Here is a 9,659-nt window from a genome sequence, read left to right on the forward strand (position 1 = left end):
GAGGCCACCATGTACACAGCGCTTCGCGAGATCGCTCGGCGGGCGGCATGAGCATCCGTCTGCCCAGCGCCCAGGTCTTCATCGACGCCGTCGACTGGGTCACCGCCGCCCCGTACCTGGCGGCGTCATCTGCGGTCGCTCTGGCCATCTGGATCTGTGTGGCCCTGTGGCGCGCCCGTCTCGTACGGGAGGCCCTCGCCGACCGTGTCACCGTGGAAGTTGTTCCCACGAGCACGTTCGACCCGAGCGAGGGCGAGGTTGGCCGGTGGGCGCGCCAGCTCAGCCGGGTCCACCACGCCGCTGACGGTGTCCCGGCGCGTGGCTCGGCTGCTCGGCTGCGTTACAGCTCCGAGGACGGCAGCATGCGGTGCTTCCTCGAGGGGCCGGCCACTGCGGCCGCCGTGCTGGCCATGCCCGGTTTCGCCGAGGTCGAAGTGCGAGCCCACCGCGGCCAGAAGGACATCCAGCCGGTCCGATTCCCCCAGCAGCCGCAGGGGGAGAAGTGACCGCCACCGTCGACTTCACGAAGCCCGCCGCCGGTGATGGCCGTCGGCGTCTGTCCCATCGCTTCGTGCAGCGCGTCGAACTGACCCTGGCGCTGCCTGACCAGAAGCCGCTCGCCTCTCTCGGCCTGAATCCTGACCCGCTCCAGCAGCTAGCTGCCGCTATGGCGTCGGTACGTACTGAGGACGACGAGCGGGCCGACGTCGTTCTCGACCTGGTCCCCGTCCGTGAGCGCCGGCTCACCCGGCTCCGGCGTCGGCTGTTGGCACAGTCCAAGCGTCGCGGACCCTCCGCGTACGGCGAGCGGTTGACCGGTGGCCTCGGTGGGGGAGGGGTGTGGGAGTCGGTCCTTGCGGGCTGGTCCGGCGGCAAGACGGCCGGCGGCGGTCGCGGGGAGCGGCTGCCGCGCATGACGGACCTGCGCGACGGGGTCGGGAAATTCGATCCGACGGCTGGCGCCGTGTTCGCGGTGCAGTTGCTGCTGCGGACCGAGGCTGGCCACCCGCAGATCGCGCTGGCCCGCATGAATCAGCTGATCGCCGCGTTCTCCGTGACCACCGGCGAGAACTACCTCAAGCCCCGCCGTCCCCGCGCCCGCTGGCGGATCGCCTCGTTCGAGAGGCGGTTCGCCACGGGTGAGTTCGCGCCCCGCAAGCGGCAGTGGCTGACTGTGCCCGAGCTGGCCGGCTTCCTGAAGCCGCCCACCGTGAAGTGCCGCGCCTCCAGCGTGGTGCGCTCCGGTGGCCTGGTCCCGCCGGCGCCGTCCGACCTGCCCGTCTACACCGGGCAGCGGGACCTGGTGCCGCTCGGTGCCGTCATCTACTCCGACGGGCGCGAGCGCATCGGCGCCGCCCGCGTCAAAGACCTCCTCTTCGGTCTGCAGCTGGGCAAGTCCGGTCACGGCAAGACCGAGGCCGCGCTGGTGCAGTGCATCGCGATGGCGCACTCCGGGTACGGCACGTGGTTCCTGGACCCGCACGGCGAGGGATGGGTGCGAGCAAAGCCGTACCTGGCCCACCCCGAGATCAAGTCCCGCGTGTGGGAGATCAACCTGGCCCACTCCGAACCGGACCAGCTCGTCGCGTCCTGGAATCCGCTGTGCATGGAAGGCCGGCCCCTGAGCGCGGTCAAGGACGTCGTCCGCTCGGTCACCGAGGGCATCGCCTCAGCGCAGGACTGGGGCGACAACGCTCCGCGCGCCCGGACCATCCTGGCCCGGGCCACCCAGTCCCTGGCGCTGCTCAACTACGAGGCGGTCCAGGCCGGCAATCCGGACGCACAGTGCACGCTGTTCCAACTGCGGAGCTGGCTGACGGATGACGAGTGGCGCAAGCAGCTGCTGTCCAAGCTGCCGCAACGGGTGCGCGATTACTGGGAGAAGACGTTCCCGAAGCTCTCTGGGGACGCCGTGCCGACCGTCACCTACGCCATCGACCGGCTCGACACCTCCCCGGCACTGCAGGCCTTCTTCGGCAGTCCGCGCTCCGCGTACGACGTCCGCAAGGCGATGGACACCAGCCGCGTCGTGTTCGTCTGCCCGTCCGGCAGCGAGAGCGACGCCCTCGTCTCCTGCCTGCTCATCCACGACCTGCACCGAGCAGGCCTGTCCCGCCAGGACACCCCGCGCGACCAGCGAAAGACCTTCTGGGCCTGGGGAGACGAACTCACTGCACTGGACTCCTCGTCGAAGGGCTTCCTCGCCGCCATCGCCGAGCAGCTGCGCAAGTACGAGGTGCGGTTCATCGGCATGACGCAGATGGCGCTGCGGCTCAGTGCCATCACTCGTCAGTCCCTGCTGCAGAACCAGAGTCTGCTGTCGACGTGCGCAGCCGACTTCGACGAGGCCGCGTTCGTCGCCCGGCGCTGGAACGGCCACGTGACCCCGGAGACCATCACCGAGCTCCCGAAATACCACTACGTCATGTCGATCAACCTCAAGGGCACCCCCACAAAGCCCTTTCGCGTCCGTGGCCTGCCGGTGGAGGAACTGTTCGCGCACTACGACAACCCCGACGGTGTGCCGGACCTGGACAAGGCGATCGACACCAACCTCCGGCGCCGGCCCGTCGGCAAGATCCTCGCCGACCTTGAAGAACTGGACGAGGTGGTCCTCGACCACCACACCGGCGGCCGCGGGTCGAACGGCACCGGCGACCCCACCACCTTCATCGACTGAACGGAGCACCGTGATGCCGTACCCGCACACCGGCCCCACGGGCCTGGGCCAGATCGCACAGCAGGCAACTCAGGTCCTCTACCTGCACCGACTGGTCTCCACCAGGCAGCTGCACCAGCTGATCACCCCGCACCACACCCGCACGGAGTACCTGCGCCGGCAGCTCCATACTCTGCGCGAAGCGGGCCTGGCCGAGACCGTCGGCCGTCGCGTCTCGGGCCAGACCGAACTGCTGTGGTGGCTCACTGAGAAGGGTGCGAACGCCGTCGAATCAGTCGGTCTGCTGCCCCAGCGGCCGTACCGGATGAGCCCGGAAGCCGCTCTCGGCCCACTGCAGGAACACACCCTCGCCACCGTCGATACGGGCCTGGCCTTCGTCGACTGGGCCCGCCGCCTCGGCCACGAATGCGGGCCACTCGACTGGTCACCCGAGATCGCGCACTACTACCGCGACGACGCCCGCCCCGGTGAAGACCTCAGCCTCATCCCGGACGCCGTCCTCAACTACGTCCACACCGACAAGAAGGCGAGACAGCGCACCCTGCTCACCTTCTTCATCGAGCTCGACCGCACCCAGATGACCATCGCCCGCCTCGCCCAGAAGCTCCACGCATACGCGGCCTACCACGACTTCGCTCCGCAGCCACCCTCCGGGCGCGGAACCAAAGCCGGTCGGCGTCTCACGGCGGCACCAGCCTGGCGCTACCGCTACCCCGCCTTCCCCCGCCTGCTCCTGGTCCTCACCGGCGCCTCCGATACGCGACTCGCCCGGCGCATTGCCGATCTCCGCAGCCTCGCCGCCAGCGATCCCGCCTTCACCAACACCGGGCTGCGGGCAGGCGTCACGACCCTGGACCAGCTCCAGCATCACGGCCCGTTCGCACCGATCTTCACCCCAGTCCTCGGAGCGGACGAACCTAACGACGCCTGGCTGCGCCCCCTCAGCATCGCTGCCTGAACACCCTCTTCAGGAAGGAAGCCCCCCATGCTCTTCTTCAGCCGCTTCAGCCAGGAGCCATCGGACGTGCAGACGACAGAGGGGTTGCCGGGCGAGTACAGGGCTTGTGACGAGCTCGGCGCCATCGCCCGACCGTTCTCACCGCTGATCAGGGAAATGCTGGCTCTGTACTGCCATACCCGCCCCATTGGCGCGCTCTCCCAGACCGAAGACTGCCGCGACGAATACCAGATGACGGCTCGCTCGATCATCCACCACATCCTGGAGGGCTGGCAGAACCAGACCGACGGCCGCGGCACCATAGACGACCTGCTTCTTCAACCAAGGAGGACCCGTCTCTCACACCCTGAAAAGGTTGCCGATCACTCGACGTCTGGTGGGGAGCAATACCGCCGTGCATCCTGACCAAGTGGCATTACTGTGCAGGGCGTTGCCGCTTCTACAACTGACCATGGGGTCGCAAGGTGCGGTAGCTCCTCAGCCCTGGCGGGCTTGCGGTGCCCCGCAGGGGTAGCTCAGGCCGTCCTCGCGCCAGCAGGTCACTGGGGGTGCGAGAGACCAAGCCCCTTGGCAGGGCACATCCGTGGTGCAGGTGGCCACTGATCGTCGTTGTAATGGCGAGGCTTGGTCGCAGCTGACGTTCGGGGGCACAGGTCACAGGCGGGGTTTAACTTGGGCTGAGACAGGCGCAGAACGTTCCGCCAGCCCCGGCTGGGGAGGATTTCAGGCTCGGGCCGGTGGCTCTTGTATAAGAGGCGCGGCCGTATGAACCCGGCCTGACCTGCATGTTTGCTGGATGCGTGTTGTCCTGTGGAGCACATTTGGCATGCCGAGATGTCAACCTGGCCGTCACATTCGTGCGGAAAAAACAAGTGCAGCTTGATCGGGCGAGCTACGACAAACGGGCCGCGTTAGGCCTGGTCAGCGACTTGAGGGTGAGAGGAAACCCATACCGTTCCCCGCTGTGTTGGTGTGGCGAATGTGCGCTCCATGCGACACATGAAATCAAGTACCACTTGATTTCATGGTCCAGTGCGACGTAGAAATCAAGCCTGAGTTGACTTTCTGTGCAGCGCTATCGCGAAGGCGGTGCCCTTGCCGTCAGGTGGCGCGCCGGTGCGTCAAAAGACAAGCTCCTGTTGATTTTTCCGATAGTGTCGGCCACGCCTGAGTACTAAGGAGGTCATGTGCCATCTGAACAGCCGGCCCGGCGTCGTCCGGGCGGGCCACGAGCCGTTCCATCCCACACGTCTGACGGCGCTGCATACGATGACATCCTCAGCGTCCTGGGGAGGCAGCTAGGCGAGGCGGCCCAGACCGCCGATCCCCGCAGCCACCGCAAGTTGAAGGGCGTGACGTTCGAGTTCGAGAACGAGGCGCGCGCCGTCCACAACATGGCGGGCAACGCCGGCTACAGCCTGGCGAGTAACTGGTTCACCCAGCTCCTCGCGCAGCTGGCTGTTGCCAACTCCATCACCAAGTCGCAGCTGTGTGTCTTCCTCTTCGTTGCCGGGGGGCAGGTTCCGGGAACCGGCATCGCCCAGTACACCCAGCAGGAGATCACCGATGGGCTGAACAAACTTGCCGCCAAGAAGAAGGACGGCAAGCAGATCACCCGGTCCACCGTGAATCGAGCCATCAAGGCGCTGTGCGAATACAAATGGGTCGAGCAGGCAGGAAACGGCAAGATCCGCCTGAACGTGACGCTCTGGTTCCAGGGCAACAGCACGGCCCAGCACGAAGTGCTCGCGGAGATCGCCTCGGAGCACGATCACGACCCGACCGCCTTCCCTCACGACATCGGCCCCGAGCAGCCGCACCAGGAGGAGTTCGACTTTGGGCAGGACACCTACACCAGGGAGAAGAGAACCGGGTGATACTGCGTACGTACCCTGGCAGCCGGCAATGAGGAGGGTGGCCTGATGGCTGAGGTCCTGTCTCCGATCGTCTCCGATCGCATCTGGGCTGTACCTGTCTCTGGGGCAGCTGTGAAGTTCCTCAGTTACCTGGTGTTCCGCTCCGAGTTCGGAGGACACCTGCCCGTACGGCAGAAGGACATGGCGAAGGAATACAAGATCACACCACAGGCCGTCAGCCTCCTGATGGCACCACTGTGCGATCTGAACATCGTCCTACGCCCCTCCAGCGACGGCCGGAAAGGCAACAGCTACCGGCTCCATCCCCTCGCGGCCAAGTACGAGAGCCACGACGACATGGAAGCGGCGTTCCGGCACACCCTGCAGGCCATCAAGGCGGGTGAGCTCCCGAACCTCAGGCTGCCCTCGTACGTCACAGCTCCACCCAGTGAGGGCCGCCCGAACCTCCAGGTCGCATGAGGCAAAAACAAGGGCCCCGCCAGATCTGGCGGGGCCCTTGTGCCTGAGTAAGAGGTACACCCGCACTATACCCGCCAGCATTTGCGACGACACCGCGAGCGGCTCCGTCCCGACGGTTGCGACGTGGGCCAGCTACGTGTTCATCCCGCGCGCTGCCCCTCAGCGCAGGGGCCTCGACCCTCACCGCGCACGCCAAGGACTGCCACGCACATTCAGCCAAACGGGTCCGCGGGACGCCAAGGAACCTGGCAAACCATCCTTGACTGGAACGGGGAGCGGGCGAGCAGGTCGACCGGGGCACTACTCACCGGCGAGAAAGAGTCCGGAGCAACGGGTCAAGGTCTTCGAGTCCGGCAACCACTGTGGTGGCGCCGGCCTCGCGTAGCTCCGAGGTACTGGAGCGGCCGGAGCCCACAGCCACAACCCGCACGCCATTGTCGAGCCCGGCGGTGACGTCAGCCGGAGTGTCGCCGATCAGCAGCACATCGTCGGCAGCGATTGGGGTGTTCAGTGCCTGGCTCGTTCGCCGGATCGCGATGCGCACGAGCTCGGCACGCTCATCGTCGTCCTCGCCGTATCCGCCACACGGAAATCGGATGTGGCCATCAAGCCCGAATGTGCCCAGTTTGATCTCGGCAACAGGCCGGATGTTCCCGGTGACCACCGTCTGCACCACACCATCCAGCCCAGCGATGGCCGCCAGCGCGGTCGCTGCACCGGGCAGCGCATGGCCGCGCTCACGCAGTTCGCTGGCACGCATCAGATGTTGCTCGCCGGAACAGCGGGCAAAGGCCTCGAACATCGAGCGGTCGCTGTCGATGCCGTGCAGCTTCGCTGTCTCTCTGAAGATGACGGGCTCCGTCATGCCGTCGACCGCCGCCTGCTTCTTCATTACTTGCCCGGTGACCTGCTCGAAGCACGCCCCGAAGATCTCGCGGCCGACCCCACGCGTGGCGATCAGTGTGTGGTCGATGTCCCACAGAACCAGCTGCACTGTCGTCGCCTCCGATATACCGCGGCCCGAGTGGGGCATCACCGTGTCACGCGTTCGTGTAGTTCCAACTGCCCGCGCGTACTCCACATCTACGCTGGGCCTCACACCCTTTCAAGAAGGGAGGCGTCGGGATGGACCTGCCCACGCTCCCGGTCGGCGAACGCGTCCGTCACCACCGGACCCGGCGCGGCCGTACCCAGGCTGTTGTCGCAGGCTTATGTGGCATCACCGAGGACTACCTCTCGCAGATCGAACGCGGTCTGAAGAAGCCCTCGCACGAGGTGCTCACCAAACTCGCCGATCACCTTCAGGTCCCCGTCGCTGCCCTGCTCGGCGACCCTGAAACAGACAGCGCGGATGTACCGAGCACGGCCGGATCCGACGTCGTCCGCGCGCTGCTCGGCCATCGCCCCGCCCCGCCGGGGCAGCCGCTCACCGCTTGCGGTCTCCGGGAGCGGGTGGAAGGGCTCTGGCGGATCTGGCAGACCTCGCCCACGCGCTTCACCGAAGCGGAGGCCGTCTTGCCCATGCTGATCGGCGATGTCGAGGCGACCGTCCGCGCCCGCCGGTACGGCACCGACCCGACCGAGAGGCGTGAGGCGCTGCGGGTGGCCGCGGACCTGTACGGACTACTGCGCTCGTACTGCCGACGTGCTGGCCGCCTCGACTTGTCCCTCATGGTTGCCGACCGTGGCCTGCGTGCGGCCGAGGACGCCGACGATCCGCTCCGTATCGCAGCCGCCCAGTGGAACCTCGGCCACGTCCTACTTTCCCAGGCCGGCGACGAGCAGGACGCCGCCGACGTCGCACTGAGCGCCGCCGACAACCTCCACCGCATGCTCACCACACCCGAGGCCATCGCGGTCCGCGGCGCCCTGGAGCTGGTCGCGGTGGTCGCCGAAGCCCGCACCCGACGCGCCTGGGCCGCTCGCGACCGCCTGACCCAGCACGTCCTCCCCCTCGCCGACCAGGCAGGGGAGGGCAACATCATGTGGACCGTGTTCGGCCCAACCAACACCGAGCTGCACGCCGTCTCCGTGGAGATGCTCGACGGCGACGCCGTCGAAGGCCTGCGCCTGGCCGACCAGGTCGCCATCGCCCGGCTCCCTTCCCGGGAGCGCCAGTTCACCTTCGGACTGGAAGTCGCCCGTTGCTACGATCTGCGCCGAGAGGACGCCGCCGTCCTGGTCCACCTCCTGGAGCTCGAGGACGTGGCCCCCGAAGACCTGGAACGCAGCCCGCTCGCTCGCGAGCTCGTCATCTCACTCGTCCAGCGCGCCCGCCCCACCTACCGCCGGCAGGCCACGGCCCTCGCTGCACGTCTCAACCTGCTCTGACCTGCCCGAGCCGGGAGACAACCCGGACTCTCAGCTCGGGTTGAACCGGCCGCCCGTACGTACGGTCCCTGCACACCAAGGATTCGACTACGGGAAGCACCCCATGACCACCAGTGCCGCTGACGAGATCCCCGGCTTCGACCACACCCGTATCGCCGCAGCCGGCAAGACGTGGGACGCCGTGCGCGTCCCACGATTCATCGGCCTGCAGGTCCTCAACGTCATCCAGGGCCAAGAGGGCGCGATCGTCATGGACCCAAGAGACCGCGCGATGTACTTCCTCGTACCGCCCGGCACGACCGCCGACTGGAAGCTCTCGCAGTCCACCGCCCTGGGCGAGACCAACTACGTCGTGCTGCCCCCAGACGACAAGGAGATCCCACCAGGGCCGTTCTGGCTCGTCCCGCCACGCCGCGGCCGGCTGCACACCGATACGGGTGCGCTGCGCATCGCGCTGCAGACCGTTCTTGAGCAACGAGGAACGGCGCAGCCGAACCTGGGGCAGCTCACGATGGATCAGATCCGGGGGTTCAATTGCGCTCTCTGCGGTGCACGGCTCACCAAAGACCGTTCGCTAGGTACGTTCATCGGGGAGGGCATTCTGCTCTCCGATCCCACCGAGTTGTGGGCGTGCTCGCCACAGTGCCGATGAATCGACATTCCGCGCCGTAAGCCCGGTTATTCCGGCCCTCAACTAGTCGGTCCACGCTGGTGAGTCGGATTTCTCACCCCACGCACCTGAATTAGGGCGATATAGGCCGCGTGTGACGAATCTGAACTACCGCAACAGGTTGGGTTGTTGGCGCGACTTTGCGTAATGTATGAGACAAGACCGCCGGGTTGGTTTCTGGAAGCGCGGGGATGATCGCAGTCGCTCACGAGACACCATGCAGGTCAGGGCACGTCATGAGATATGCACGGGAGGCGCAGTGACACGGCCAGTACGACCGGAGCGGGCTCAGCTTCGCGAGCGGAATCACATTCGGTCAGCAACGCTGCTTTTCGCGGCCTGCGCGCTGACGGCAGTGTCCGCCTGCACTTCCGAAGGGTCGGTCGACAAGAAAGCAGACCCGGAGGCCTCCGCCACTGCGACGAGCCAACCGTCAAAGCCGGTGGACCCCGAAGAGGCCACCAAGACCGAGGCCGTCGAAACATACAAGGCGTACTGGCTAGAGATGCAGAAGCTCTACGCCGACAGCACTGGCAAGAAGGCCAACCTCAAACGGTACGCCGCGTCATCGGCCCTGACGTCAGCTGAACCCGGATCCACCGGCTTGTTTCCGGAGTGATCGTTTCGGGGTTGTCTTGGCGGTCGGCGAGATGATCTGGCTGTTCGGGCAGGGAGTATCCGCTG

10 protein-coding genes are annotated in these 9,659 nt (G+C 66.6%); 9 read left to right on the forward strand and 1 reads right to left on the reverse strand.

Translation table 11 applies throughout. From position 1 onward, the window contains the following. Positions 1-47: 47 nt before the first annotated feature. The 6 genes from AB0I23_RS27460 (at position 48) to AB0I23_RS27485 (ending at position 5,974) form a co-directional block, all read left to right on the forward strand. Positions 48-506 carry a hypothetical protein gene (locus AB0I23_RS27460; RefSeq protein WP_359113166.1) on the forward strand — a complete coding sequence of 153 codons (459 nt, stop codon included), beginning with the start codon at positions 48-50 and terminating at the stop codon, positions 504-506. Continuing rightward, a complete protein-coding gene (locus tag AB0I23_RS27465; RefSeq protein ID WP_359113167.1) occupies positions 503-2,680 on the forward strand; it encodes an ATP/GTP-binding protein in 2,178 nt (725 codons plus the stop codon). The genes AB0I23_RS27460 and AB0I23_RS27465 overlap by 4 nt, the downstream gene beginning before the upstream one ends. 13 nt (positions 2,681-2,693) lie before the next feature. After that, positions 2,694-3,638: a replication-relaxation family protein gene (locus AB0I23_RS27470; protein ID WP_359113169.1), complete on the forward strand. Its 945-nt coding sequence runs from the start codon at positions 2,694-2,696 to the stop codon at positions 3,636-3,638. Positions 3,639-3,665: 27 nt separating this feature from the next. Further along, the gene (locus tag AB0I23_RS27475) at positions 3,666-4,043 is read left to right on the forward strand and encodes a hypothetical protein (RefSeq protein WP_359113171.1); all 378 of its coding nucleotides are present in this window, start codon (positions 3,666-3,668) and stop codon (positions 4,041-4,043) included. Positions 4,044-4,825: 782 nt separating this feature from the next. Beyond that, complete coding sequence (locus AB0I23_RS27480) at positions 4,826-5,515, forward strand: hypothetical protein (protein WP_359113173.1); 690 nt, start codon at positions 4,826-4,828, stop codon at positions 5,513-5,515. Positions 5,516-5,560: 45 nt separating this feature from the next. Next, on the forward strand, positions 5,561-5,974 hold the full coding sequence (locus tag AB0I23_RS27485; protein ID WP_330481449.1) for a hypothetical protein: 414 nt from the start codon (positions 5,561-5,563) through the stop codon (positions 5,972-5,974). Between the two features lie 304 nt (positions 5,975-6,278). Here the strand turns inward: AB0I23_RS27485 and AB0I23_RS27490 are convergent, their stop codons facing one another. Then, a complete protein-coding gene (locus AB0I23_RS27490) occupies positions 6,279-6,968 on the reverse strand; it encodes an HAD family hydrolase (RefSeq protein ID WP_436847007.1) in 690 nt (229 codons plus the stop codon). A 131-nt stretch (positions 6,969-7,099) separates the two neighbouring features. Here AB0I23_RS27490 and AB0I23_RS27495 point away from each other — a divergent pair, with 131 nt between their 5' ends. The 3 genes from AB0I23_RS27495 (at position 7,100) to AB0I23_RS27505 (ending at position 9,594) form a co-directional block, all read left to right on the forward strand. After that, positions 7,100-8,305 (forward strand): helix-turn-helix domain-containing protein, encoded by a 1,206-nt coding sequence (locus tag AB0I23_RS27495; RefSeq protein WP_359113176.1) that lies wholly within the window; start codon positions 7,100-7,102, stop codon positions 8,303-8,305. 103 nt (positions 8,306-8,408) lie between these two features. Beyond that, positions 8,409-8,957 (forward strand): hypothetical protein, encoded by a 549-nt coding sequence (locus tag AB0I23_RS27500; RefSeq protein WP_359113178.1) that lies wholly within the window; start codon positions 8,409-8,411, stop codon positions 8,955-8,957. A 460-nt stretch (positions 8,958-9,417) separates the two neighbouring features. Next, positions 9,418-9,594, forward strand: coding sequence for a hypothetical protein (locus AB0I23_RS27505; protein WP_359113180.1), 177 nt, complete (start codon positions 9,418-9,420; stop codon positions 9,592-9,594). The last annotated feature ends 65 nt before the right edge of the window (positions 9,595-9,659 follow it).

The sequence above is a fragment of the Streptomyces atratus genome (assembly GCF_040655115.1).
In the GTDB taxonomy this organism is placed as follows: Bacteria; Actinomycetota; Actinomycetes; order Streptomycetales; family Streptomycetaceae; genus Streptomyces; species Streptomyces atratus_D.

Excerpts from the sequence above, each read along its gene's own strand:
- AB0I23_RS27495 (WP_359113176.1), top strand. The coding sequence starts at position 7,100 with ATGGACCTGCCCACGCTCCCGGTCGGCGAACGCGTCCGTCACCACCGG.
- AB0I23_RS27500 (WP_359113178.1), top strand. The coding sequence starts at position 8,409 with ATGACCACCAGTGCCGCTGACGAGATCCCCGGCTTCGACCACACCCGT.
- AB0I23_RS27460 (WP_359113166.1), top strand. The coding sequence starts at position 48 with ATGAGCATCCGTCTGCCCAGCGCCCAGGTCTTCATCGACGCCGTCGAC.
- AB0I23_RS27475 (WP_359113171.1), top strand. The coding sequence starts at position 3,666 with ATGCTCTTCTTCAGCCGCTTCAGCCAGGAGCCATCGGACGTGCAGACG.
- AB0I23_RS27485 (WP_330481449.1), top strand. The coding sequence starts at position 5,561 with ATGGCTGAGGTCCTGTCTCCGATCGTCTCCGATCGCATCTGGGCTGTA.
- AB0I23_RS27470 (WP_359113169.1), top strand. The coding sequence starts at position 2,694 with ATGCCGTACCCGCACACCGGCCCCACGGGCCTGGGCCAGATCGCACAG.